The organism is Streptomyces platensis (assembly GCF_008704855.1).
Taxonomy (GTDB): domain Bacteria; phylum Actinomycetota; class Actinomycetes; order Streptomycetales; family Streptomycetaceae; genus Streptomyces; species Streptomyces platensis.
Map to the genome: position 1 here is coordinate 3,262,840 of NZ_CP023691.1, position 24,811 is coordinate 3,287,650.

Consider the following 24,811-nt stretch of genomic DNA (forward strand, 5'->3'; position numbering starts at 1 on the left):
AATGAGGTTAACGCCCATTAACCCGGATGGACCGGCCGCCGCGGACCGCGGTGACGGGACAGGCGATCGAGCAAGGGGGCTCGTAACGATGGAGCAGGCACCGGTGCTGGGGAGTACCGCCGATCCGGCGTCCGACTCCTGGCGGGCCAATGAGGCCGCGCACCGCGAGCTGGCCGCACAGCTGCGCGAGAAGCTCGCGGCGGCCCGGCTGGGCGGCGGCGAGAAGGCCAGGGCGCGGCACACCGCGCGCGGCAAACTGCTGCCCCGCGACCGGGTGGACGCCCTGCTGGACCCCGGCTCGCCGTTCCTGGAGCTGGCGCCGCTGGCCGCGGACGGGATGTACGGCGGGGCCGCACCGGCCGCGGGCGTGATCGCCGGGATCGGCCGGGTCTCCGGCCGGGAGACGGTGATCGTCGCCAATGACGCCACGGTCAAGGGCGGCACGTACTACCCGATGACGGTCAAGAAGCACCTCCGGGCGCAGGAGATCGCCCTGGAGAACCGTCTCCCCTGTCTTTACCTGGTCGACTCCGGCGGCGCCTTCCTGCCGATGCAGGACGAGGTCTTCCCCGACCGGGAGCACTTCGGGCGGATCTTCTACAACCAGGCGCGGATGTCGGGGGCGGGGATTCCGCAGATCGCCGCGGTGCTGGGCTCGTGCACGGCCGGCGGCGCCTACGTCCCGGCCATGAGCGACGAGGCCGTGATCGTCCGCAATCAGGGCACGATCTTCCTGGGCGGGCCGCCGCTGGTGAAGGCCGCCACCGGTGAGGTGGTCACCGCCGAGGAGCTGGGCGGCGGCGAGGTGCACGCCAAGACCTCCGGGGTCACCGACCATCTCGCCGAGGACGACGCCCATGCGCTGCGCCTGGTGCGCACCATCGTCTCCACCCTCGGCGAGCGCGCGCCGCTCCCGTGGACCGTGCGGACCGTCGAGGAGCCCAAGGCCGACCCGGCCGGTCTGTACGGGGCGGTGCCCGCGGACTCCCGTACGCCCTATGACGTCCGGGAGGTGATCGCCCGCCTCGTGGACGGCTCGCGCTTCGCGGAGTTCAAGGCGGAGTACGGGACGACGCTGGTCACCGGCTTCGCCCATATCCACGGCCACCCGGTCGGCATCGTCGCCAACAACGGCATCCTGTTCTCCGAATCCGCCCAGAAGGGCGCCCACTTCATCGAGCTGTGCGACCAGCGCGGCATCCCGCTGCTGTTCCTCCAGAACATCTCCGGCTTCATGGTGGGGCGCTCGTACGAGGCCGGCGGGATCGCCAAGCACGGCGCGAAGATGGTGACGGCGGTGGCCTGCACCCGCGTCCCCAAGCTGACCGTCGTCATCGGCGGCTCCTACGGGGCGGGCAACTACTCCATGTGCGGACGGGCCTATTCGCCGCGCTTCCTGTGGATGTGGCCGAACGCCAAGATCTCGGTGATGGGCGGCGAACAGGCCGCCTCCGTCCTCGCCACCGTCAAGCGCGACCAGCTGGAGGCGCACGGCGAGGAGTGGAGCGCCGAGGACGAGGCCGCCTTCAAGGCGCCGGTCCGCGAGCAGTACGACACCCAGGGCAGCGCCTACTATGCGACCGCGCGGCTGTGGGACGACGGTGTGATCGACCCGCTGGAGACCCGGCAGGTGCTGGGGCTGGCGCTGACGGCCTGTGCCAACGCGCCGCTCCCCCAGAAGGACAGCACCGCGCCCGGCTACGGCGTCTTCCGGATGTGAGAGGGATGTCCCCAGCAATGGTCACCAACTTCGACACCGTGCTCATCGCCAACCGCGGCGAGATCGCGGTCCGTGTCATCCGCACGCTGCGCGCCCTCGGCATCCGTTCGGTCGCCGTCTACAGCGACGCGGACGCCGACGCCCGCCATGTCCACGAGGCCGACACCGCCGTACGGATCGGTCCGGCGCCGGCCGCCGAGAGCTATCTGTCCGTGGAGCGGCTGCTGGAGGCGGCCGCCCGTACGGGCGCCCAGGCGGTCCACCCGGGCTACGGCTTCCTCGCCGAGAACGCCGCCTTCGCCCGGGCCGTCACGGACGCCGGGCTGGTCTTCATCGGCCCGTCCGCCGACGCCATCGAGCTGATGGGCGACAAGATCCGCGCCAAGGAGACGGTGCGGGAGGCCGGTGTCCCGGTCGTCCCCGGCTCCTCGGGCAGCGGGCTGGACGACGGTCAACTGGCCGCAGCGGCCCGGGAGATCGGCATGCCGGTGCTGCTCAAGCCGTCCGCGGGCGGCGGCGGCAAGGGGATGCGGCTGGTCCGCGACGAGGCGCTGCTGGCCGACGAGATCGCCGCCGCCCGCCGGGAGGCCCGCTCCTCCTTCGGCGATGACACCCTGCTCGTCGAGCGCTGGATCGACCGGCCCCGGCACATCGAGATCCAGGTGCTGGCGGACGGCCACGGCAACGTGATCCATCTCGGCGAGCGCGAGTGCTCCCTCCAGCGCCGCCACCAGAAGGTCATCGAGGAGGCCCCCTCGGTCCTGCTGGACGAGGCGACCCGCGCCGCGATGGGCGAGGCGGCCGTGCAGGCGGCCCGCTCCTGCGGCTACCGCGGCGCCGGCACCGTGGAGTTCATCGTCCCGGGCAAGGACCCGGCCTCCTACTACTTCATGGAGATGAACACCCGCCTCCAGGTCGAGCACCCGGTCACCGAGCTGATCACGGGGCTCGACCTGGTGGAGTGGCAGCTGCGGGTCGCGGCCGGCGAGGTGCTCCCGTACGCCCAGGAGGACATCACCCTCACCGGGCACGCCATCGAGGCACGGATCTGCGCCGAGGACCCCGCCCGCGACTTCCTGCCGACCGGCGGCACGGTGCTGGCGCTGCACGAGCCGCAGGGCGGCGGAGTCCGCACGGACTCCGGGCTCTCCGAGGGCGGGGAGGTCGGCAGCCGCTACGACCCGATGCTGTCCAAGGTGATCGCCCACGGCCCGGACCGGGCGAGCGCGCTGCGCCGGCTGCGGGCCGCGCTGGCCGAGACGGTCACCCTCGGCGTCACCACCAACGCCGGGTTCCTGCGGCGGCTGCTGGCCCACCCGGACGTGGTCTCCGGCGAGCTGGACACCGGCCTGGTGGAGCGGGAGGCGGCCGGTTTGGTCGACGGCACGGTGCCGGAGGAGGTGTACGCGGCGGCCGCGGCGGTGCGGCAGGCCGCCCTGGAGCCGGCGGTGGCCGACGGCGGCTGGCGCGACCCGTTCGCCGCGCCCAACGGCTTCCGGCTCGGCGGCGAGCCCGCACCGGTCCGCCACTGGCTGCGGGTCCCGGGACACGACCCGGTGCCGCACGACGTACGGCCCGGCGCCCCGGCCGCTCAGCTGGAGCCCGGCCGCGTACGGGTCACCGTCGACGGGGTGCTGCACACCTTCCACCACAGCGGCGACTGGCTCGGCCGGGACGGCGACTCCTGGCAGGTGACCAGCCACGACCCGGTGGCCGCGGCGCTGCGCGGAGCCGCGGGGGCGCACGGCGCGGACACCCTGGCCGCCCCGATGCCCGGCACCGTCACCGTCGTCAAGGTCGCCGTCGGCGACGAGGTGGCCGCGGGCCAGGGCCTGTTGGTCGTGGAGGCGATGAAGATGGAGCACGTCATCTCCGCGCCGCACGCCGGGACCGTCACCGAACTCGACGTCACCGCGGGCTCGACCGTCGCCATGGACCAGATCCTGGCCGTGGTCGCCCCGCACGAGGAGCCCGACGGGGCCGCCGCGTCCGCGAGCGCCCCCGAGGGCGGGCAGGAGAGCACCTCATGACCGCGGCCGGACTGCCGATGGAGGTCCCCGCGGAGGGACTGCCCACCCGCGTACGGATCCACGAGGTCGGCGCGCGCGACGGCCTGCAGAACGAGCAGACGGTGGTGCCCACGGAGATCAAGGCGGAGTTCATCCACCGGCTCGCCGCCGCGGGCCTGCCGACCGTGGAGGCCACCAGCTTCGTCCACCCCAAGTGGGTGCCCCAACTCGCCGACGCCGAGCAGCTGTTCCCGCTGCTGGACGATCTCGATCCGCAGCGGCTGCCGGTGCTGGTCCCCAACGAGCGCGGCCTGGACCGGGCGCTCGCCCTGGGCGCCCGCCGGATCGCGGTCTTCGGCAGCGCCACCGAGTCGTTCGCCAAGGCCAACCTCAACCGCACGGTCGACGAGGCGCTGGCGATGTTCGCGCCGGTCATCGCGCGGGCCAAGGACGCCCGGGTGGAGGTCCGCGGCTATCTCTCGATGTGCTTCGGCGACCCCTGGGAGGGACCGGTACCGGTCGCGCAGACCGTCCGGGTCTGCCGGGCGCTGCTCGACCTGGGCTGCGACGAACTGAGCCTGGGCGACACCATCGGGGTGGCCACCCCCGGTCATGTGCAGACCCTGCTGGCCGCCCTCAACGAGGCCGGGGTGCCCACCTCCCGTATCGGCGTGCACTTCCACGACACCTACGGGCAGGCCCTCGCCAACACCTTCGCCGCGCTCCAGCACGGCATCACCACCATCGACGCCTCGGCGGGCGGCCTCGGCGGCTGCCCGTATGCCAAGAGCGCCACCGGAAACCTCGCCACCGAAGACCTCGTGTGGATGCTGCACGGCCTCGGCATCGAGACCGGGGTCGACCTGGACCGTCTGACCGCCACCAGCGTGTGGATGGCCGAGGCCCTGGGCCGGCCGAGCCCCTCGCGTACCCTCCGTGCCCTCTCCCACAAGGAGTGACCCTCATGTCCCTGGACCACCGCCTGCCCGACGAGCTGGAAGAACTCCGGCGCACGGTCGAGGCGTTCGCACACGACGTCGTCGCCCTCAAGATCGGCGAGTACTACGAGCAGCATGCGTTCCCGTACGAGATCGTGCAGGAAATGGGCCGGATGGGCCTGTTCGGCCTGCCCTTCCCCGAGGAGTACGGCGGGATGGGCGGCGACTACCTCGCCCTCGGCATCGCCCTGGAGGAGCTGGCCCGGGTCGACTCCTCGGTGGCCATCACCCTGGAGGCGGGCGTCTCCCTGGGCGCCATGCCCGTCTACCACTTCGGTACGGAGGAGCAGAAGCGCGCGTGGCTGCCCAAGCTGTGCAGCGGTGAGATGCTCGGCGCCTTCGGCCTCACCGAACCGGACGGCGGCTCGGACGCCGGGGCGACCCGGACGACCGCCGTACGGGAGGGCGACGACTGGGTGATCAACGGCAGCAAGTGCTTCATCACCAACTCCGGTACGGACATCACCGGACTGGTCACGGTCACCGCCGTCACCGGCCGCAAAGACGACGGCAGCCCGCTGATCTCCTCGATCATCGTGCCCTCCGGCACCCCGGGCTTCACGGTCGGCGCCCCGTACTCCAAGGTCGGCTGGAACGCCTCGGACACCCGCGAGCTGTCGTTCTCCGACGTCCGGGTCCCGGCCGCCAACCTGCTGGGCGAGGAGGGCCGCGGCTACGCCCAGTTCCTGCGGATCCTCGACGAGGGCCGGATCGCCATCGCCGCGCTGGCCACCGGCCTGGCGCAGGGCTGTGTGGACGAGTCGGTGCGCTACGCCAAGGAGCGGCACGCCTTCGGCCGCGCCATCGGCAGCAACCAGGCGATCCAGTTCAAGCTCGCCGACATGGAGATGCGCGCGCACACCTCCCGGCTGTCCTGGCGCCATGCCGCGTCCAAGCTGGTCCACGGCGAGCCCTTCAAGAAGGAGGCCGCGCTCGCCAAGCTCTACTCGTCCGAGATCGCGGTGGACAACGCCCGCGAGGCCACCCAGATCCACGGCGGCTACGGCTTCATGAACGAGTACCCGGTGGCCCGGATGTGGCGGGACGCCAAGATCCTGGAGATCGGCGAGGGCACCAGCGAGGTCCAGCGGATGCTGATCGCCCGGGAGTTGGGCGTCGCCTAGGTGTATTGATCACGAGCGTTGTTAACAGTCGCCGGGCTTGATCATGGCGAAGACCTCCGGTGTGGTGGAGGTGTCTAGGACTACACCGCACGGAGGTCTTCGTGTCCCACCGTAATGCCCGGCTGACCGTTTACGGCAGGCGGCTGCTGGTCGAACGTGTCCGCGCCGGACGGCCCGTGGCCCACGTCGCCGCCGAAATGGGCATATCGCGGCCCACAGCTCACAAGTGGATGCGACGGTGGCGGACAGAAGGAGACGCCGGCCTGCAGGACCGCTCCAGCCGACCGCACAGGACCCCCCACCGCACGGCGCCTGACGTCGAAGACCGTGTCTGCGCGCTTCGGCAGACCCGCAAGCTGGGCCCGGCCAGAATCGGTCCGATCCTCGCCCTCCCGGCCTCCACCGCCCACCGCATACTTGCCCGCCACGGCCTGCACCGGTTGGCCTGGCTCGACCGGCCCACAGGCGAGCCGATCCGCCGCTACGAACGGTCAGGCCCCGGCGAGCTGGTCCATGTCGACATCAAGAAACTCGGCAGTATCCCCGACGGAGGCGGCTGGCGCACGGTCGGCAGGACCGCGGGCGCCCACAACAAGCAGGCCACCACCGACCAGCGCAAGAGCTCCAAGCCGGTGATCGGCTACAGCTACATCCACTCCGCCGTCGACGACCACTCCCGCCTGGCCTACAGCGAAGTCCTCACCAACGAACGCAAGGAAACCGCCATCGCCTTCTGGCAGCGGGCCCAGGCATTCTTCGCCCGCCACGGCATCACGGTCGAGCGTGTCCTGACCGACAACGGCTCCTGCTACAAGTCCAAGCTGTTCACCCAGACCCTCACCGCGGCCGGCATCGCCCACAAACACATCCGCCCCTACCGGCCACAGACCAACGGCAAGGTCGAACGCTTCAACCGCACCCTGCTCGACGAATGGGCCTACCTACGGCCCTACACCAGCAACGACGAGCGCACCGCCGCACTGGACACCTTCCTGCACAACTACAACCATCACCGGTGCCACACCGCACTCGGAGGCAAGCCACCCATCAGCCGCGTTAACAACCCTCCGGGTCAATACACCTAGGGCGTCGTCCCGGGCCTGGCCCGGTGACGTGAGACGTGGGCGGTCCGGTCGCATCAGGCGACCGGACCGCCGTTTTTTGTGCGCCGGGTGCTCCCGCCCGCCCCGGCGCCCGCCGGCGCTGCCCCCGTCCGACCGCTCGTCCGCCCGGCGCTCGGCCGCCGCTGCGCGCGGCCGCGCCTGTACCCCGGTGCGTCCGGAGCATGCGGCGGCGGGAGGGCGCGCGGGCGCACCACCATGATCCGTCTGCAACGCCTGGAGGTTTATGCCTCTCGGATGCGAGGTCGCCCCCTTTCACGCCGTACCGCCACAGCCGTCCCTCCTGTTTGGCTTGCTCCTGCACGCGGCCGCTTTGCTCGCCACCGGCCGCTTTGCTCACGTCTGTTCATGTCCCGGGAGGGAAAGTGTCCGTACCGGACGGCGTCACCGGTTCCACCACCGAAGAGCCCGCTCTCGCACCACCCGCAGACAGCGCGCCCACCAGCCTCGGCACCCAGGCCGCGCGCCAACTGGCGACCACCACCAAGTCCGAGCCCCAGATGCAGGCCATCACCTCGCGGTGGCTGCTGAAGACGCTGCCCTGGGTGGATGTCAAGGGCGGCGCCTACCGGGTCAACCGGCGCCTCCAGCTCCGCGTCGGCCGCGGCCGGGTTCAGTTCGAGCAGAACGGCGCGGACGACATCAGAGTCATCCCGCAGACGCTCACCGAACTGCCCGCCCTGCGCGGCTACCCCGACACCGAGGTCCTCAAGGAGCTCGCCGGCCGCTTCCGGGTCCGGGAGGTCCGGGCCGGCCAGGTCCTCTTCGAGGCCGGGCAGCCCACCACCGAGGCGTATCTCGTCGTCCACGGCCGTTTCGCCCGCTACACGACCGGCAAATACGGCGACGAGGAGGTCATCGGCGTCGTCACGGACGGCGACCAGATGGGGGACGAGGCGATCGGCCGGCCCGACCCGCGGTGGCTGAGCTCGGTCCGGGCCGAGACGGCGGGCGTGCTGATGGTGCTGCCCTGGGACGTGGTCCGGGAGTTCACCGACCGGGTGCCGTCCCTGGCCGCCCACCTGACGGCGTACGCGGAGCAGCAGCAGCGCCCCATGAACCGCAAGGGCGAGGCGGAGGTGCCGGTACAGGCGGGGCACGTCGGCGAGCCGACGCTGTCGTCCGGCTTCGTCGACTACGACCTCGCCCCGCGCGAGTACGAGCTCTCCCTGACCCAGACCGTGCTGCGGGTCCACAGCCGGGTCGCCGATCTCTACAACGACCCCATGGACCAGACGCAGCAGCAGCTCCGGCTCACCGTGGAGGAGATCCGCGAGCGCCAGGAGTGGGAGATGGTCAACAACCGGGAGTTCGGCCTGCTGCACAACGCCGACTACGGCCAGCGGATCAGCACCTACACCGGTCCGCCCACCCCCGACGACATGGACGAGCTGTTGTCCATGCGCCGCAAGACCCGGCTGTTCCTGGCCCACCCGAAGGCGATCGCCGCCTTCTTCCGGCAGTGCAACAAGCGCGGTCTGGTGCCGGGCACGGCGAATGTCGACGGGCACGAGGTGCCCGCCTGGCGCGGGGTCCCGATCTTCCCCTGCGGCAAGATCCCGATCAGCGACAGCCACACCAGCAGCATCCTCGCGCTGCGTACCGGCGAGGCGGACCAGGGCGTCGTCGGCCTGCACCAGACCGGCATCCCCGAGGAGTACGAGCCCGGTCTGAACGTCCGGTTCATGGGCATCGACCCGTCCGCGGTCATCAACTACCTCGTCACCGCCTACTACTCGCTGGCCATCCTCGTGCCCGACGCCGTCGGAGTCCTGGAGAACGTCCAGATCGGCCGGAGTGCCGACTGACCAGGTGGAGTCCCTCACCATGAGCACCCCCCCGAACACCGCCGCCACGTGGTCGATGCCCGGCCCGCCGAACCTCGCCCGCACCCTGCGGACCCGCCGCGCCGGCGGCGCCGTCCCCGGGCTCAGGTACCGGCCCGCCGCCCCCGCCGACCCGGAGAAGGCCGCGGAGATCGACCGCAGACTGGAGGCCTGGGCCCGCCGGCTGGACCTGTTCCCCGCGCAGTGGACCGGGGACTTCACGGAGTTCCAGTTCGGCCGGGCGGTCGTCCTCCAGCATCCCGGCGCCGCCGACCTCGAACGCCTCACCGCGGCGGGCAAGCTGCTGCTGGCCGAGAACATCGTCGACAACTGCTACTGCGAGGAGGACGAGGGCAAGGGCGGCGCGCACCGCGGCCTGGGCGGCCGGCTGATCATGGCCCAGTCGGCCCTCGACCCGCTGCACGCCACCCCCGCGCTGGAGGAGGAGTGGCGCCACGGCGTGCAGGCCGACGGGCCGCTGCGCTCGTACCACTGGGCGCTGAAGGACTACGCGGCGCTCGCCACCCCCAGCCAGACCGACCGGTTCGTCCAGGACATCGCCCGGCTGCACCTCGGCTATCTCGCCGAGGCCGCCTGGGCGGAGACCCGGCATGCGCCGCGGGTCTGGGAGTACCTGGTCATGCGGCAGTTCAACAACTTCCGTCCCTGCCTGTCCATCGTCGACGCGGTGGACGGCTACGAACTGCCCGAGGCGCTCTACGCCCGCCCCGAGGTCCAGCGGGTCACCGCCCTGGCGTGCAACGCCACGACCATCGTCAACGACCTGTACTCCTTTACCAGGGAGCTGGCGAGTGACCCGCACCATCTGAACCTGCCGCAAGTGGTGGCCGCCAACGACCGACGCGGCCTGAAGGACGCCTACTTGAAGAGCGTCGAGATCCACAACCAGATCATGGCGGCCTTCGAGACGGAGTCGGCCCCGCTGTCGGCCGGCTCGCCCCTCCTCGAACGCTACGTCCGGAGCCTCGCCGACTGGGTGTCCGGCAACCACGAGTGGCACGCCACCAACACCGACCGCTACCAACTGCCCAACTACTGGTAGACCGATCCGCGCACCACAGCAAGGAGCCACCGTTGACCATCGCTCACGCCGACACCGCCCGCACGCCGGTGCCGACCCAGTCCACGTACCAGTCCCGGGTCGCGGACTACTGGAACGCCGAGGAAAACCCGGTCAACCTCGAACTCGGCAGGATCGACGACCTGTACCACCATCACTACGGCATCGGGGACGCCGACCGGTCGGTGCTGAACGAGCCGGACCCCGGCCGGCGCCGGGACCGGGTCACCGGTGAACTGCACCGCCTGGAACACGCCCAGGCCGAGCTGCTCGCCTCCCACCTGGGCGACGTCTCCCCCACCGACCGCGTCTTCGACGCCGGGTGCGGCCGCGGCGGCGGCAGCGTGGTCGCGAATCTGCGCTACGGCTGCCACACCGACGGCGCCACCATCTCCGCCAAGCAGGCCGATTTCGCCAACGCCCAGGCCCGCAAGCGCGGTGTCGACGACAAGGTGCGCTACCACCACCGCAACATGCTCGACACCGGCTTCACCACCGGCGCGTACGCGGCGTCCTGGAACAACGAGTCGAGCATGTACGTCGAGCTGGACCTGCTGTTCGCCGAGCACGCGCGGCTGCTGCGGCGCGGTGGCCGCTATGTGGTGATCACCGGCTGCTACAACGACGCCTACGGGCGCGCCTCCCGCGAGGTGTCCCTCATCAACGCCCACTACATCTGCGATATCCACCCGCGGTCGGCGTACTTCCGCGCCATGGCCCGCAACCGGCTGGTCCCCGTGCACGTCGAGGACCTGACGGCGGCCGCGCTCCCGTACTGGGAACTGCGCCGGGAGGCCGACCACCTGGTCACGGGGATCGAGGACACCTTCCTGACCGCGTACCGCAACGGCAGCTTCCAGTACCTGCTGATCGCCGCCGACCGGGTCTGAGAACTCCGCGGTCCGTGCCGGGCGTCCCACGACGCCCGGCACAGCCGTGTCAGCGCGCCGGCCAGGGCACTTCCGGCGCGCGGTAGTAGTTGATGCCCAGCGCGTCCCAGCGCGGCCCCTGGGCGGCCAGCCGGACCTTGTAGTCGTCCCAGTCATGGGTGCTCGCCGGGGACCAGCCCAGCTCGGCGATGCCGGGCAGCCGCGGGAAGGCCATGTACTCGATGTGCGCGGACGTGGAGAGCGTCTCGGACCACAGGGGCGCCTCCACGCCGAGGACGGAGTCCGCGGGCGCGCCGTCGAGGTAGCGGCCCGGGTCCCAGTCGTAGGAGCGCCTGACGTCCACATAGCCGGCCCAGGACAGGCCCAGCGGCGTGTCCTTGTCGTACTTCATGTCGAGGTAGGCGCGGTCGGCGGGCGAGAGGATCAGCCGGGTGCCGTTCCGGGCGGCGTCGGCGACCTGCTGCCGCTCCGCCGCGCCCGTCTTGTCGTAGCCCCAGTACTGCGCGGCGGCGCCCTTGGCCGGGTGCGCACCGGTCAGCTGGTGCCAGCCGACGACGGTCTTGCCGTATTTGGCGACCACCGGCTGCACCTTGTCCATGAAGGCCACATAGTCCGCATGGCTGGTGGAGTGCGCCTCGTCGCCGCCGATGTGCAGGGAGCGGCCGGGTGTCAGGGCCGCGAGCTCGCGGATGACGTCGTCCACGAAGTCGTAGGTCTCCTGCTTGGGCACGCACAGGGAGCTGAAGCCGACCTGGGTGCCGGTGTAGAGCGGCGGCGCCTGGCCGTTGCAGTTGAGCGGGGCGTAGGAGGCCAGTGCGGCGTTGGTGTGGCCCGGCATGTCGATCTCCGGGACGACGGTCAGATAGCGGGCCGCGGCGTAGCGGACGATCTCGCGGTAGTCGTCCTTGGTGTAGTAGCCGCCGCGTCCGCCGCCGACCTGGGTGGAGCCGCCGTAGGTCGCCAGCCGTGGCCAGGACTTGATGGCGATCCGCCAGCCCTGGTCGTCCGAGAGATGCAGATGCAGCTTGTTGATCTTGTACATGGCGAGCTGGTCGATGTACCGCTTGACCTGCGCCACGGTGAAGAAGTGCCGGGAGACATCGAGCATCGCGCCCCGGTAGCCGTAGCGCGGGGAGTCGGCGATGGTGCCCCCGGCGATCCGCCAGGGCCCGCGCCGGGCCCGCTGCTGCTCCAGGTCGGCGGGCAGCAGCTGGCGCAGCGTCTGCACGCCGTGGAAGAGCCCGGCGGGGCGGGCGGCGCTGAGGGTGACCGCACGGCCGTCGGAGGTCAGCCGGTAGCCCTCGGCGCCCAGCCCGCCGGTGCCGCTGCCGCCGAGCCGCAGGACGATGCCGTCCCGGCCGTCCTTGGTGGTGACGGGGAGGGCGAGGCCGGTGGCGGGCCGCAGCAGCCCCGCCAGATAGCCGGCGATCCGCTTGGCCTCCCCGGAGCCGCCGGGCACCCGGATCCGGGTGCGGTCACCGAGGGTGTACGCCTCCCCGCCGCCGCGTACGGACGCGGGTGCGGGGATCACCCGGTCCAGTGGGGTGGCGGTCCGGGGAGCGGCCCCGGCGGCGCCCTGCGGCGGTACGGCGGCGGTCCCCAGCCCCGCCGCCGCGACCAGCAGCAGCGAGAACAGCAGTCTGCGTCGTCTCATCGACGGTCCCTTCGGCGAACCTCGTGCATGGCATGGTGCATGGCATGGAGCGACCGAACGGTGACCATGCGTACCGTGAGCCTCGATTCCGGTCAAGGTTCAGACCACTTTCGAGCCCCCAAATCGGGGACGTGCCCGATAGCGGGCAGATTTCTTGCGAATCTCCGCGCCGCCCCGCAGTATCTACGGGTGCTCGAACGCCGTCACCGCAGCGCTGAAGCGCCGCACGAAGACCTGGTGGACCACCTGGTGCGCAGCACACCGCTTCAGCGCGGTGAGGCCGCCCGGGTGGTGCTCGACGTGCTGGCGTACTTCGACGAGACCACGGAGGAATTCGTCCGCCGCCGCCATCGGGAGCTCCAGTCCCAGGGACTGCGCAACGAGGCGATCTTCGAACGGATCGGCCACGAGATGCCGCACCGCGCCGTGGCCCCGCCCGGGCTCTCGCCCCGCCAGCTGCGGCGCATCGTCTACGGCTGACGGCCACGCCCGGGACGCCGGGCAGCACGCACCATTGCCACAACGCTTTACTGGGAGGGTCACTGTATGTGCGGGATCGTTGGATACATCGGCAAACGTGATGTCGCCCCGCTGCTCCTCGAGGGCCTTCAGCGCCTGGAGTACCGGGGTTACGACTCCGCGGGCATCGCCATCCACGCCAAGGGCACCGGCAAGGCCGCGGGCGGCCTGAAGACCGCCAAGGCCAAGGGGCGGGTCCGTGAGCTGGAGTCCCGGCTGCCCAAGCGCTTCGCGGGCTCCACCGGCATCGCGCACACCCGCTGGGCCACCCACGGCGCGCCGACCGACGAGAACGCCCACCCGCACCGGGACACCGAGGGCAAGGTCGCGGTCGTCCACAACGGCATCATCGACAACGCCTCCGACCTGCGCGCCCGCCTGACCGCCGAGGGCGTCGTCTTCGCCTCCGAGACCGACACCGAGGTGCTGGCCCACCTCATCGGCCGCTCCACGGCCGAGAAGCTGGAGGAGCGGGTCCGCGAGGCGCTGCGGCACATCGAGGGCACCTACGGCATCGCCGTGCTGCACGCCGACTTCCCCGACCGCATCGTGGTGGCCCGCAACGGCTCCCCGGTCGTCCTCGGCATCGGCGAGCACGAGATGTTCGTCTCCTCCGACGTCGCCGCGCTGGTCTCGCACACCCGCCAGGTCGTCACCCTCGACGACGGCGAGATGGCCACCCTCAAGGCCGACGACTACCGCACGTACACCACCGAGGGCTCGCGGACCACGTCCGCTCCGGAGACCGTCGAGTACGCGGCCGAGTCGTACGACCTGGGCGGCCACGACACCTACATGCACAAGGAGATCTCCGAGCAGGCGGACGCGGTGGACCGCGCGCTGCGCGGCCGGATCGACGACCGCTTCTCCACCGTGCACCTCGGCGGCCTGAACCTCGACGCCCGCGAGGCGCGCGGGGTGCGCCGGGTGAAGATCCTGGGCTGCGGCACCTCGTACCACGCGGGCCAGATCGGCGCGCAGATGATCGAGGAGCTGGCCCGTATCCCCTCGGACGCCGAGCCGGCCTCCGAGTTCCGCTACCGCAACCCGGTGGTGGACCCCGACACGCTGTACGTGGCGGTCTCCCAGTCCGGTGAGACCTACGACGTACTGGCGGCCGTCCAGGAGCTCAAGCGCAAGGGCGCCCGGGTCCTGGGCCTGGTGAACGTGGTCGGCTCGGCGATCGCCCGGGAGACCGACGGCGGCATCTATGTGCACGCCGGCCCCGAGGTCTGCGTGGTCTCCACCAAGTGCTTCACCAACATGGTGGTGTCCTTCGCGCTGCTCGCCCTGCACCTGGGCCGGATCCGTGACCTGTCGGTCGCGGACGGCAAGCGGATCATCGAGGGCCTGCGCAAGCTGCCCGCGCAGATCGACGAGATCCTCAAGGGCGAGGAGGACATCAAGAAGCTGTCGGCCGCCTACGCGGACGCCAAGTCGATGATGTTCATCGGCCGGGTGCGCGGCTACCCCGTGGCCCGTGAGGCCTCCCTGAAGCTCAAGGAGGTCTCCTACATCCACGCCGAGGCCTACCCGGCCTCCGAGCTCAAGCACGGCCCGCTGGCCCTCATCGAGCCCGCGATGCCGACCGTCGCGATCGTCCCGGACGATGACCTGCTGGAGAAGAACCGCGCCGCGCTGGAGGAGATCAAGGCCCGCAGCGGCCGCATCCTGGCCGTCGCGCACCAGGAGCAGGAGAAGGCCGACCACACCATCGTCGTCCCGAAGAACGAGCCCGAGCTGGACCCGATCCTGATGGGCATCCCGCTCCAACTGCTCGCCTACCACACGGCCTTGGCCCTCGGCCGCGACATCGACAAGCCGCGCAACCTCGCGAAGTCCGTCACGGTCGAATAACCCACCCGGGCGGCTCCGCGCGTGCCACCAGCGCGCGGAGCCGCCGCCTCCCCTTCGCCGGCGTCGCCCATCCGCCGGCGGGATGCCGCCGCCCCGGGAGCCGTCACCTCCCGGCCGGCAGCACGAAGTTGCCGTGCGCGCGGCCGCCGGGCCCGTGATGCGGCGCGCCCACGTGGCGGTTTCCTACCCCTCGCGGGCGGCCGATTCACCTTGCCGCGTCAGCGGAAGTGCGGCTGCGCACAATCCTCATGACGCCCCCGCACCTGTGTGCATGACGGGGAGAAAGATCGTGTGAAGAGGCGGCGCGGCACGGGGAGTTGGGCGCACGCCGAGGCCGCGCCCGCACCGAGGGTGCGTCAGGGAATCACGATCACCGGGCGCTGCGCCCGGCGGGCCAGCCGGCCGGCCACCGAGCCGAAGATCCGGCCGACGATGCCGTGCGTGGAGCCGACCACGATCGCGTCGGCCTCGTACTCCCGGCCGACCTCCTCCAGCTCGTGGCAGATGTCCCCGCCGCGCTCGACGAGGATCCAGGGCACCTCGGTGAGATGATCCGCACAGGCCAGCTCCAGGCCGAGCACTTCGGTGCGGTGATCCGGCACGTCCACGAAGACGGGGGGCTCACAGCCCGCCCAGACGGTCGTCGGCAGCCGGTTGGCCACATGGACGATGATCAAACCGGAGCCCAGGCGCCGGGCCATACCGATTGCATACGCCAATGCGCGCTCGCTCGACATGGAGCCGTCGAAGCCGACCACGACGCCGTGCCGGAACGCGGGGTCGCAGGAGTGGCGCGTCTTTTCCGCCGCTTCGAGGTCCGCCATGGGATCGGCGACCTGCTTGCGGTCCGCGGGTTCGGGGATTTCGTGACCGGCCATTGGTGTCTCGGCGAGGACGTCCTCTTGCGGAGGGGCGAACGGGGAACGGCGATTGACTTGATCCGGCAGTTGACTGAGCTGACTCGCCCGAAGTGCGGGAGCCATAGTTCAAAGAGGAACGATACGACTGGGAATCATCTTCCCAACCCGATACCCCAAGAGTACGGCGCCACTCCCCCGCTGCCCAGAGCCCGCCGTGGACGCACAGCGCCCGTGCGAGGTGGGTGGGGCCTCGAAACGTTCCCCGGAGCATGCCGGAGCGTGGCGCGGATGGCAATGCCCCGGCCTGCCCCCGTACGTACCCCTCGCGGTGACCCATGATCGTCGGCTGCGTTGTAGTAGCAGCCCGTCCGAGGGGAGTGCGCGGTGCCGTTGCCGTCCGACAGATCACCCGACCCAGTGAGTGATGTGGTGCGCTGGGGCGCGTTCAGCTGCGCCCTGGTGCCCCTCGTCCTGATCTTCAGTGGCGCCTCCTGGGCCGGCGCGGCCGGTGCCGCCGCCGGTCTGGCCGCGGTGACCGGCGTCTGTCGCGCGCTGTTGCGGCATTCCGAACGGACCGCCGCACGGGTCCGCGTGCGCGAGGTCGGACGACACCGGGACAGAAACGGACGTTCAGGGACAACAGCGCACGGGGGCGGCCGGCACTCCGAAAGGCGTACGCCGGTCGATTGAGGCGTCTGCAAGTCTGCGCGCGACCGTTTTCAGCCAACTTCCGGCCGAGGTCCACACCTTGCCCGCGGCACCCCTCAACCCTGGTGTGAGCAGGGAGGAAAGGACCGCTGGGCATGGTTGTGCCCTACTGCGAACGGGCAGAGCCGAGACGCGTACTTCCCATGTAGGCCCGACGAGTGGAACGCTTCGTGATCGAATGCTTCGCGCCAAGTTGCCATATCGACATACCAGCGGGTGGTGAACTTGGCACTCCATCCTCACGGAACACAGTAGATTCGATCTTGGTAGCAATGGCGGGGGAACTGTGCAGGACCGAGAGGGCGAGACGACCGAGGGGGGCTTAAGTGCCATGAGCCAGGACTCCGCTGCCGTACCAGATGCCGCACGCAAGCTCGCCGCCCGACGACGCCGCGAAATAGTCGCGGTGCTCCTCTTCAGCGGCGGCCCCATTTTCGAGAGCTCCATTCCGCTCTCGGTCTTCGGCATCGACCGACAGGACGCAGGCGTTCCGCGGTACCGGCTGCTTGTGTGCGCGGGCGAAGATGCGCCTTTGCGCACGACCGGGGGGCTCGAACTATCCGCCCCCTACGGGCTGGAGGCGATCTCCCGTGCCGGGACGGTCGTCGTACCGGCCTGGCGATCCATCACCCAGGCCCCGCCGCCCGCCGCGCTCGACGCGCTGCGCCGCGCGCATGAAGAAGGGGCCAGAATCGTCGGGCTGTGCACGGGGGCGTTCGTCCTCGCCGCGGCCGGACTGCTCGACGGCCGCCCGGCCACCACCCACTGGATGTACGCACCGACGCTCGCCAAGCGTTACCCGTCCGTCCATGTGGACCCCCGCGAGCTCTTCGTCGATGACGGCGATGTGCTCACGTCCGCGGGAACGGCGGCCGGTATCGACCTGTGTCTGCACATCGTGCGCACCGACCACGGCGCGGACGCCGCGAACGCGCTGGCCCGCCGGCTCGTCGTGCCGCCCCGCCGGACCGCGTCCGACATGGGGCACCAGCGCTACCTGGACAGGTCATTACCTGAAGAGATCGGCGCCGACCCGCTCGCCGAGGTCGTCGCCTGGGCGCTGGAGCATCTCCACGAGCAGTTCGACGTGGAGACGCTGGCCGCGCGTGCGTACATGAGCCGGCGCACCTTCGACCGGCGCTTCCGCTCGCTGACCGGCAGCGCTCCGCTCCAGTGGCTGATCACCCAGCGGGTGCTCCAGGCCCAGCGGCTGCTGGAGACCTCCGACTATTCGGTGGACGAGGTCGCCGGGCGCTGCGGCTTCCGCTCGCCGGTCGCCCTGCGCGGGCACTTCCGGCGGCAGCTGGGCGCCTCGCCCGCGGCCTACCGTGCGGCCTACCGCGCGCGCCGGCCGCAGAACGGGGGACCCGAGCCCGCGCTCAGACCGGAGCGTGCCGAGCGGCCGGAGCGGGAGCGGGCGATGCTCGGGGCGGGCAGCGGGGAGCGGTATGCCGCCGCCGCGCTGGCCGGCCACGGGCTGGCGACCGCGGAAGGGGCCGAAGCGGGCAAACCGCAGTCGGACGTCTACGCCTCCCGGCTGCCGGAATCCCCGGGCGGCCGGGGTCCGGGCCGCCCCGTGCTGCCCGGACAGCGGGAGCGCCCCGTAGGGTGAGATGTATGAACGATCGCATGGTGTGGATCGACTGCGAGATGACCGGACTCTCGCTGGCGAATGACGCGCTCATCGAGGTGGCCGCCCTGGTCACCGACTCGGAGCTGAATGTGCTGGGCGACGGGGTGGATGTGGTGATCCGCCCTCCGGCCGAGGCGCTCGGCACCATGCCGGAGGTGGTGCGCCAGATGCACACCGCCTCCGGGCTGCTGGAGGAGCTCGACAGCGGTACGACGCTGGAGGCGGCGGAGGCGCAGGTGCTTGCGTACATCAAGCAGCATGTGCCGGACCCAGGGAAGGCGCCGCTGTGCGGCAATTCCGTGGGCACCGACCGTGGCTTCCTGCTGCGCGACATGCCGACGCTGGAGAGCTACCTCCACTACCGGATCGTCGATGTCTCGTCCGTGAAGGAACTGGCCCGGCGCTGGTTCCCGCGGGCCTACTTCAACAGTCCGGACAAAAACGGCAACCACCGGGCGCTGGCGGACATCCGTGAATCCATCGCGGAACTGCGCTACTACCGGGAGGCGGTCTTCGTGCCGCAGCCCGGTCCCGACTCGGACACCGCGAAGGCCATCGCCGCCAAGCACGTCCTTCCCGCTGAGCCGCAGTCCACGCCGTAGCGAGCCACAGGGCGCGTGTCGTGCGGGTGCCCACGGGGCCACCGTGACCCGCACGACACGCCCTCGGGCCCGGGACACAAAACCTGGGCGCGAGCACCCCTCCGGACCCTGTACACTTTTTCTCAGCCGGTGGGGAAAAAGAACCACACAGCACCGGTCATGGTGGGTATAGCTCAGCTGGTAGAGCACCTGGTTGTGGTCCAGGATGTCGCGGGTTCAAGTCCCGTTACTCACCCCACTTCAAGGCCCCCGACCTCAGGTCGGGGGCCTTGGCGTTTGTCGGGGCCCGGCCGGAGGCGCCTATATAAGGGGACGGGGCCCGGGCCGGGGCGAGGATGGTGCCGGTGATCACACTCAGGTGCCGAGGGGTCGCGATGATCTTCACGAGGTTACCGAGAGTGCCGCCGACCTCGCGGAGGCCGATCGTAGGCCGATCGTGCGCATGACAGGTCCCCTGCCGTAGCGACAAGACGGCGGGGCGCAGCGGGTGGGGGGAGCCCGCTGCGCCCCGGCCTGGGGACGGACGGCCCGTGGGGGCGGACCGCCGGTGGGTGTCAGCCCTGGTACGCGCCGAAGGCCCTGGTGAAGTCCAGCGGCTTCTGCTCGATGGAACTACAGGTCGGCTGCGCGGAGTTGCCGGTGCCGCCGGGGCAGGCCCGGTCCCGGGTCGAGGACCACATCGACAGCCAGGCCAGGTGCTTGGTCCGGGCGAACTTCACCAGCTGGGTGGCGTCGCCGCGGCGGAAGACCTCGTTCTGGACGTCGTTGACGCCGATCATCGGGGTCACGGCCACGGTCTTCCAGGCGGCCGCGTCGCTCAGGCCGAGGGCCTTCTTGAGCTGGCTCTGGGTGGCGGTGGCGGCCTGGGTGGCGTAGGTGCCCATGTCGCCGCTGTAGGCCGGGCCGTAGTCCATCGCCATGATGTTGACGGCGGAGATCTTGACGCCGTTCTTCTTGGCGTCGGCGAGCAGGTTCACCCCGTCCTGGGTCAGGCCCTCGGGCATGACCGGCAGGGTGAAGGAGACATCGAGGCCGGGGTGCTTCTTCTGGAGCCGGTTGATGGCCTGGGCGCGGCGGGTGTTGGCGGCGGTGTCGGGCAGGGCGCCGCCCTCGATGTCGAAGTCGGCCCTGGTGAGCTTGAACCGGTCGATGACCTTGCCGTAGGCGGCGGCCAGCTCGCCCGTGGAGCCGCAGGCCACCCCGAGCTCGGAGCCGTTGGCACCGCCGAAGGAGACCCGGACGTCGCCGCCGGCCGCGCGCAGCGCCGGGATCTGCCGGGCCACCGCGTCGTCGCCCAGCTCGCCGGAGCCGCCCCACTTCGGCACACAGCCGCCGCCGGAGGTGACGAAGGCCAGGGTGAAGGTCTTCACCCCGGTCTTCTTGGCGGTGCCGACCAGGTCGTAGGCGGGGCTGAGCGAGGTGTCGACGTACGGGGCGAAGCCGGCCGCCGCCTTCGCGGTGGGGCCGCCCGTCCGCGGTGCCTTGGCGGCCAGGGCGGAACCGGCGACGGCGAAGGCGCCGCCGGCCGCGACCGCGGCGGCCGCACCGGTCACGATCAGCTTGGTGGTGCGGCTCTTGCGCCGGCGGTGTACCGAGGAACTCATCGCGTGCCTGCCTGTCGTCACATGGGGGGGAGGGAGTGCACCGTGGTGCGTCCCGCACGCTAGCGACAGCGAAACGGACAAATGTCGGGAATGGGCCGGCAGTTGGTGGAATTATGGCGGCCTTAAGGCGGCGGAAGGGGGTGGTTAAGAGCCCCTGGCATGTGCCCGGCGGGCCGCCCGGCCCGCGCCCCGCTCAGGTCCCGGTGCGCGCGGCCCGGCGCCTCCGGGTGCGGAGCGTGCGGCGCAGCCGGTGGCCGCGCCGTCCGCCGTGCGGGGCGCGCCCGCCGTCCAGCGCCAGCCAGACCCGTACCTCGGTGCCCCCGAGCACCGAGCGGCCGATGCGCACATCGCCGCCGGTGGACTCGGCCAGCCGGCGCACGATGTCCAGCCCGAGGCCGGTCGAGCCGTCCCCTCCCCCGCCGTGGCCGCGGCGCAGCGCGGCGTCCGGGTCGGCGATGCCCGGCCCGGCGTCCGAGACCAGCACGATCACCGCCTCCTCCGCGTTGTGGACATCGACCGCGAACGCGGTGCCCTCGGGGGTGTGCCGGAAGACGTTGCCGAGCATCGCGTCCAGGGCGGCGGCGAGGTCGGGGCGGGCGACGGGGAGGCGTACGGGGCGGTCCGCGCCGGCGATGCGTACGGTGCGGCCCTCGTCCTCGGCGAGCGCCGACCAGAACGCCATCCGCTCGTGGATCACCTCGGCGGCGTCACAGCCGGCCACGGCGGCCGCCTGCTGGGTCTGGGCCTTCTGCTCGCGGGCGGTGCGGATGATCTGGTCGACCTCGCGCTCCAGTTGCTCGACGGCCGACCGGGTCTGGTCGGCGGCCGGGGAATCACCGAGCGAGGCGGCGTTGAGCCGGAGCACGGTCAGCGGGGTGCGCAGCCGGTGCGAGAGATCGGCGGCCAGCTCCCGTTCGTTGGCGAGCAGTTGGACGACCTGGTCGGCCATGGCGTTGAACGCGCTGGCCGCGGACCGCAGTTCCTTGGGGCCGTCCTCCGGGACGCGGACGCCGAGCCTGCCCCTGCCGAGGTCGTGGGCGGCTCCGGCCAGCCGTTCAGCGGGCCGCACCATGCGGGTGCCGAGCCGGTCGGCGACCGCGACCGAGCCGATGACCAGCGCCAGGCCGACACCGGCCAGCACCAGCCAGGAGGTGGCGACGCCCCTGGTCAGCGCCTCGTCGGGGACGAACACCTCGACGACGGCGATACCGGCGGCGACCGCGGTCGGCTGGAGGAGCGAGGAGCCGCCGGAGACCGGTGAGATGGCGGCCCGGCCCAGCTTGGCGGCGGCCGCCACATCGGCCTGCGGGGCGCGCCGGGAGCCGATCTCGGCGGGCCGGCCGTTCTTGCCGCTCGCCGGTACATGGACGCCGATCCGGCCGCCGGAGCCGGTCTCGGCGCTGGCGACGGCGCGCTCCAGCTGGGTGCGGTCGGTGGTGATGGCGAGGACCGGGCCGATGGTGGCGGCCTGCCGTTCGGCATTGGAGTAGGCGCGGTCGCGGGCCAGTTCCTTGACGACCAGCCCGAGGGGGACGGCGAAGGCGACCACGACCATCGCGGTGACCGCCAGCGCCACCTTGACCAGGGCCCATCTCACGGTGTCTCATCCTTCTCTTCTCCGCCCACGAGGCGCAGAGGTGCGGCCTTCGCGGCCGTCTGCGGCCCGGCGGCCTCGCGCGCGACGCTCACCGCGGCGGCTCCAGCTTCACCCCGACACCCCGCAGGGTGTGCAAGTAGCGGGGCCGCGCGGCGGTTTCGCCCAGTTTGCGGCGCAGCCAGGACAGATGGACGTCGATGGTCTGGTCGTCGCCGTAGGACTGCTGCCAGACCTCGGCGAGGAGTTCCCTGCGGGGCACGACGACGCCCGGCCGGCCGGCGAGGAAGGCCAGCAGGTCGAACTCCCTGCGGGTCAGGTCGAGGACGGCGCCGTCCAGTTCGGCCTGCCGGCGCAGCGGGTCGATGGACAGGCCGCCGACCCGGATCACCCGTGAGGGCGGTTCCGCGCCGGCGGCCCGGGAGCGGCGCAGCACGGCCGCCATCCGGGCCGAGAGGTGCTCGACGGAGAACGGCTTGGTGAGGTAGTCGTCGGCACCGTCGTTCAACAGCCGGACGATGTCGGCCTCGTCGTCCCGGGCGGTGGCGATGATCACTGGTACATCGGTGATGCCGCGAAGCATCTTGAGCGCCTCGCCCCCGTCCAGATCGGGCAGCCCGAGGTCGAGAATCACGACGTCGAAGCCGATGTGGGCCACCTCACGCAGCGCCTCCAGAGCGGTACCGACACTGCGTACCGTGTGGGCGGCCTCGGTCAGATGCCGGATGAGGGCCGAGCGTACGAACTGGTCGTCCTCGACCACGAGCACACGTGCCATGGGCGGCACCGTACGCCATTCGAGGGCGGGTCCCGGCCCGTTGTTGACAGCGGAGTGATCCGGTCCGCGGTGCCGCGGCAGGCTACGCACGGACAGCGCGGTGGTGCAGTATGAGCCCGATGCAACGAGGACTGGTTCACGCGGCGGCCTGGACGCTGGCGACCGGCGCCGCGGTCACCCTGTCGTGGTTCGGCGTGCACACCGTGCTGTCCGGCACGGCCTACGACGCGCCGCGCGCCCTGCCGCTCACCGGCCAAGTGGCCTCCTCGGAACGGCAGCCGGACGACGGCGCCACCCCGCGGGTCTCCTCCACGCACCGCCCCAGACCGTCCGCGTCACCCACCCCCGGCACCTCGCCCGGCGACCACGCCACGTCGTCGCCGGCCACACCGTCCCACACCGGCTCCGCCCGCCCCCGGCACCCGGACAGCGGCCCCCCGGGCGGCGCCACCCCGGCCTCCGACGGCCGGGTGAAGAGCTACGTCACGGCGGGCGGCCGGGTGGTCCTCGACATGGGCAACCGGTCCGCCGAGCTGGTGTCGGCGACGCCGAACCCGGGCTGGGAGATGCAGGTGTGGAAGCAGGTGGGGTGGCTGCGGGTCGACTTCACCGGCGGCGGCTCCCATACGTCCGTGATCTGCACCTGGAACGGCCATCCGCCGACGGTGCAGACCAGCGATCAGGCGACCTGAGCCGGGGCGCGCGCCCGTAGGCCGTCAGTCGAAGACGTCGGCAGGCGGGGCGGGCGAGGCGGTGGCGGTGGCGTCGGTGACCGGGGCCGCGCCGGCGGTGAAGTCCAGCAGTGCGCGGCCGTGTTCGACCCGGCCGGACTGGGGGTCGGTCGCCGCCCGCCGGGTCAGTTCGGCGACGGGCAGTTCCGCTTCGGCGGCCAGCAGCACGGCGTTGCCGAAGCGCTTGCCGCGCAGGACGGCCGGGTCGGCGGTCAGGCACAGTTCGGGGAAGACCGTACGGACGGTGGCGATTTGGCCGCGCAGAAACCGCAGCGGCGGCCCGTCGGCGAGATTCGCCGCGTAGAACCCGCCGGGCCGCAGCGCCCGGTGGACCTCCGTCACGAATTCGGTGCTGGTCAGATGCGCGGGCGTACGGGCACCGGCGAAGACATCGGCGATGATCAGGTCCGCCCAGCCGTCCGGGACCTTCGCGAGACCGGCGCGGGCGTCGCCGCCGCGCACCCGTATCCGCCAGCCGCTGTCCAGCGGCAGCTGCCGGCGGATGAGCTGGACCAGGGCCGCGTCGATCTCCACGACCTGCTGGGTGGACCGCGGGCGGGTCGCCGCGACGTAGCGGGCCAGGGTCAGGGCGCCGCCGCCGAGATGGACGACGCGCAGCGGTTTGCCGGCCGGTCCGGCCAGGTCGGCGACGTGCCCGAGCCGCCGTTGATAGGAGAAGTCCAGGTATGCCGGGTCGTCGAGGTCCACATGGGACTGGGGAGCACCGTCGATCAGCAGCGTCCAGCCGCGTGGCCGGTCCCGGTCGGGCCGTAGCTCGGCCAGCCCGCCGTCCACCGTTCCGGTGACGGGTTCCGGGCCGCCGCGCCCGCGTCTGCTCTTCGCCATGCCCCCAGTATGGCCGGTGCCCGGGATGCCGTATCCGCTGGTCAGCGCGATAGCGGTGCCCGGGAGGCCCGGGGGCCGAGGGCGCGGAGCAGAGTGGCGGACCACCCACGACCGAGGTCAGGGGCGATCCGCCAACTGCACTTCATGACCCGTGCCGGTCCGAGGTCCATCCGGACCGGCGGGCGGGTCACCTATTGATGCAGACGTTCCCGAATGCCGGGTTCAGCGCCGCGACAAGGTTGAGGCTGTTGCCGCAGATGTTGATCGGGATATTGATCGGGACCTGGACATTGTTGCCGCTGAGAATGCCCGGGGAACCCGCCGCAAAGCCCGCCGCGTTGGCACCACTGCGGTGGTTGTACAGCCCGCGGTGGTCGTGACGGTTGTAGTGGTCGCCACGGCCGTGACGGCCGTGGTCCCCGCTTGCGGATGCGATGCCTGCGCCACCCAGAACCATGGCACAGCTGGCCGCAGTCACCGCGGCGGTCGTAACAAACCGCTTCATCCCATTCTCCTTTCAGTTCGCGAATGGGGCAACCGGTCACAACGAGCGAAATGAGGCAGGGATGCGGGCGTTCCCTCTTCCGGGAAATCCTTAGCCCTTCTGGCAGTAACAGCCGGGCGGTGCGAACTCCCGCATTCCCCTGAATGGCCGC

The 24,811-nt window shown here is 71.4% G+C and carries 19 protein-coding genes, 1 tRNA gene and 1 pseudogene; 14 read left to right on the forward strand and 7 right to left on the reverse strand.

Annotation, left to right across the window (positions count from 1 at the left end; genetic code table 11):
• Positions 1 to 88: 88 nt before the first annotated feature.
• The 8 genes from CP981_RS14260 (at position 89) to CP981_RS14300 (ending at position 10,769) form a co-directional block, all read left to right on the forward strand.
• Positions 89 to 1,720: a carboxyl transferase domain-containing protein gene (locus CP981_RS14260; RefSeq protein ID WP_085928369.1), complete on the forward strand. Its 1,632-nt coding sequence runs from the start codon at positions 89 to 91 to the stop codon at positions 1,718 to 1,720.
• A gap of 17 nt (positions 1,721 to 1,737) precedes the next feature.
• On the forward strand, positions 1,738 to 3,750 hold the full coding sequence (locus CP981_RS14265; RefSeq protein WP_085928368.1) for an acetyl-CoA carboxylase biotin carboxylase subunit: 2,013 nt from the start codon (positions 1,738 to 1,740) through the stop codon (positions 3,748 to 3,750).
• Positions 3,747 to 4,688, forward strand: coding sequence for a hydroxymethylglutaryl-CoA lyase (locus CP981_RS14270; RefSeq protein ID WP_085928367.1), 942 nt, complete (start codon positions 3,747 to 3,749; stop codon positions 4,686 to 4,688). The genes CP981_RS14265 and CP981_RS14270 overlap by 4 nt, the downstream gene beginning before the upstream one ends.
• A 5-nt stretch (positions 4,689 to 4,693) precedes the next feature.
• Positions 4,694 to 5,851, forward strand: a complete 1,158-nt coding sequence (locus tag CP981_RS14275; RefSeq protein ID WP_208852936.1) for an acyl-CoA dehydrogenase family protein — start codon at positions 4,694 to 4,696, stop codon at positions 5,849 to 5,851.
• 101 nt (positions 5,852 to 5,952) lie between these two features.
• Entirely contained in the window at positions 5,953 to 6,936 is a 984-nt protein-coding gene (locus CP981_RS14285; RefSeq protein WP_150522341.1) for an IS481 family transposase, read from the forward strand.
• A 401-nt stretch (positions 6,937 to 7,337) separates the two neighbouring features.
• Complete coding sequence (locus CP981_RS14290; RefSeq protein ID WP_085928474.1) at positions 7,338 to 8,780, forward strand: family 2B encapsulin nanocompartment shell protein; 1,443 nt, start codon at positions 7,338 to 7,340, stop codon at positions 8,778 to 8,780.
• Positions 8,781 to 8,799: 19 nt separating this feature from the next.
• Complete coding sequence (locus CP981_RS14295; protein ID WP_085928492.1) at positions 8,800 to 9,861, forward strand: family 2 encapsulin nanocompartment cargo protein terpene cyclase; 1,062 nt, start codon at positions 8,800 to 8,802, stop codon at positions 9,859 to 9,861.
• 32 nt (positions 9,862 to 9,893) lie between these two features.
• Complete coding sequence (locus CP981_RS14300) at positions 9,894 to 10,769, forward strand: geranyl diphosphate 2-C-methyltransferase (RefSeq protein ID WP_085928475.1); 876 nt, start codon at positions 9,894 to 9,896, stop codon at positions 10,767 to 10,769.
• Between the two features lie 49 nt (positions 10,770 to 10,818).
• Here CP981_RS14300 and CP981_RS14305 read toward each other — a convergent pair whose 3' ends face one another.
• Positions 10,819 to 12,423 (reverse strand): beta-N-acetylhexosaminidase, encoded by a 1,605-nt coding sequence (locus tag CP981_RS14305; protein ID WP_085928476.1) that lies wholly within the window; start codon positions 12,421 to 12,423, stop codon positions 10,819 to 10,821.
• A gap of 189 nt (positions 12,424 to 12,612) precedes the next feature.
• Between CP981_RS14305 and CP981_RS14310 the strand changes: the two genes are divergently transcribed.
• Positions 12,613 to 12,903, forward strand: a complete 291-nt coding sequence (locus CP981_RS14310; RefSeq protein WP_085928477.1) for a hypothetical protein — start codon at positions 12,613 to 12,615, stop codon at positions 12,901 to 12,903.
• A gap of 66 nt (positions 12,904 to 12,969) precedes the next feature.
• Positions 12,970 to 14,799 (forward strand): glutamine--fructose-6-phosphate transaminase (isomerizing), encoded by a 1,830-nt coding sequence (gene glmS, locus CP981_RS14315; protein ID WP_085928478.1) that lies wholly within the window; start codon positions 12,970 to 12,972, stop codon positions 14,797 to 14,799.
• Between the two features lie 356 nt (positions 14,800 to 15,155).
• On the opposite strand, the gene CP981_RS14320 is transcribed toward glmS, so the two are convergent.
• Positions 15,156 to 15,677: a universal stress protein gene (locus CP981_RS14320; protein WP_018093093.1), complete on the reverse strand. Its 522-nt coding sequence runs from the start codon at positions 15,675 to 15,677 to the stop codon at positions 15,156 to 15,158.
• Between the two features lie 1,021 nt (positions 15,678 to 16,698).
• On the opposite strand from CP981_RS14320, the gene CP981_RS14330 reads away from it, so the two are divergent.
• From CP981_RS14330 to CP981_RS14340, 3 genes are all read left to right on the forward strand, one after another.
• On the forward strand, positions 16,699 to 17,979 hold the full coding sequence (locus tag CP981_RS14330; RefSeq protein WP_085928480.1) for a GlxA family transcriptional regulator: 1,281 nt from the start codon (positions 16,699 to 16,701) through the stop codon (positions 17,977 to 17,979).
• Between the two features lie 5 nt (positions 17,980 to 17,984).
• Complete coding sequence (gene orn / locus CP981_RS14335) at positions 17,985 to 18,602, forward strand: oligoribonuclease (RefSeq protein WP_085928481.1); 618 nt, start codon at positions 17,985 to 17,987, stop codon at positions 18,600 to 18,602.
• A 162-nt stretch (positions 18,603 to 18,764) separates the two neighbouring features.
• Positions 18,765 to 18,840 (forward strand) — tRNA-His (locus tag CP981_RS14340).
• Between the two features lie 316 nt (positions 18,841 to 19,156).
• Here the strand turns inward: CP981_RS14340 and CP981_RS14345 are convergent.
• The 3 genes and pseudogenes from CP981_RS14345 to CP981_RS14355 form a co-directional block, all read right to left on the reverse strand.
• Positions 19,157 to 20,071 (reverse strand): annotated as a pseudogene (locus CP981_RS14345) (chitinase); the annotation flags it as partial.
• 328 nt (positions 20,072 to 20,399) lie between these two features.
• Entirely contained in the window at positions 20,400 to 21,803 is a 1,404-nt protein-coding gene (locus CP981_RS14350) for a sensor histidine kinase (protein WP_085928483.1), read from the reverse strand.
• Positions 21,804 to 21,891: 88 nt separating this feature from the next.
• Entirely contained in the window at positions 21,892 to 22,578 is a 687-nt protein-coding gene (locus CP981_RS14355; RefSeq protein ID WP_085928484.1) for a response regulator transcription factor, read from the reverse strand.
• A gap of 119 nt (positions 22,579 to 22,697) precedes the next feature.
• Here CP981_RS14355 and CP981_RS14360 point away from each other — a divergent pair, with 119 nt between their 5' ends.
• A complete protein-coding gene (locus tag CP981_RS14360) occupies positions 22,698 to 23,270 on the forward strand; it encodes a superantigen-like protein SSL4 (RefSeq protein ID WP_085928485.1) in 573 nt (190 codons plus the stop codon).
• 24 nt (positions 23,271 to 23,294) lie between these two features.
• Here the strand turns inward: CP981_RS14360 and CP981_RS14365 are convergent, their stop codons facing one another.
• Together CP981_RS14365 and CP981_RS14370 are read right to left on the reverse strand one after the other, a co-directional pair.
• Complete coding sequence (locus tag CP981_RS14365; RefSeq protein WP_085928486.1) at positions 23,295 to 24,155, reverse strand: spermidine synthase; 861 nt, start codon at positions 24,153 to 24,155, stop codon at positions 23,295 to 23,297.
• 187 nt (positions 24,156 to 24,342) lie between these two features.
• On the reverse strand, positions 24,343 to 24,660 hold the full coding sequence (locus CP981_RS14370; RefSeq protein ID WP_085928487.1) for a chaplin: 318 nt from the start codon (positions 24,658 to 24,660) through the stop codon (positions 24,343 to 24,345).
• Positions 24,661 to 24,811: the final 151 nt, after the last annotated feature.

Bases quoted from the DNA above. Each gene is read 5' to 3' on its own strand.
- CP981_RS14260 (WP_085928369.1), top strand. From the start codon at position 89: ATGGAGCAGGCACCGGTGCTGGGGAGTACCGCCGATCCGGCGTCCGAC.
- CP981_RS14265 (WP_085928368.1), top strand. From the start codon at position 1,738: ATGGTCACCAACTTCGACACCGTGCTCATCGCCAACCGCGGCGAGATC.
- CP981_RS14270 (WP_085928367.1), top strand. From the start codon at position 3,747: ATGACCGCGGCCGGACTGCCGATGGAGGTCCCCGCGGAGGGACTGCCC.
- CP981_RS14275 (WP_208852936.1), top strand. From the start codon at position 4,694: ATGTCCCTGGACCACCGCCTGCCCGACGAGCTGGAAGAACTCCGGCGC.
- CP981_RS14295 (WP_085928492.1), top strand. From the start codon at position 8,800: ATGAGCACCCCCCCGAACACCGCCGCCACGTGGTCGATGCCCGGCCCG.
- CP981_RS14305 (WP_085928476.1), bottom strand. From the start codon at position 12,423: ATGAGACGACGCAGACTGCTGTTCTCGCTGCTGCTGGTCGCGGCGGCG.
- glmS (WP_085928478.1), top strand. From the start codon at position 12,970: ATGTGCGGGATCGTTGGATACATCGGCAAACGTGATGTCGCCCCGCTG.
- CP981_RS14320 (WP_018093093.1), bottom strand. From the start codon at position 15,677: ATGGCCGGTCACGAAATCCCCGAACCCGCGGACCGCAAGCAGGTCGCC.
- CP981_RS14330 (WP_085928480.1), top strand. From the start codon at position 16,699: ATGAGCCAGGACTCCGCTGCCGTACCAGATGCCGCACGCAAGCTCGCC.
- orn (WP_085928481.1), top strand. From the start codon at position 17,985: ATGAACGATCGCATGGTGTGGATCGACTGCGAGATGACCGGACTCTCG.
- CP981_RS14355 (WP_085928484.1), bottom strand. From the start codon at position 22,578: ATGGCACGTGTGCTCGTGGTCGAGGACGACCAGTTCGTACGCTCGGCC.
- CP981_RS14360 (WP_085928485.1), top strand. From the start codon at position 22,698: ATGCAACGAGGACTGGTTCACGCGGCGGCCTGGACGCTGGCGACCGGC.
- CP981_RS14365 (WP_085928486.1), bottom strand. From the start codon at position 24,155: ATGGCGAAGAGCAGACGCGGGCGCGGCGGCCCGGAACCCGTCACCGGA.
- CP981_RS14370 (WP_085928487.1), bottom strand. From the start codon at position 24,660: ATGAAGCGGTTTGTTACGACCGCCGCGGTGACTGCGGCCAGCTGTGCC.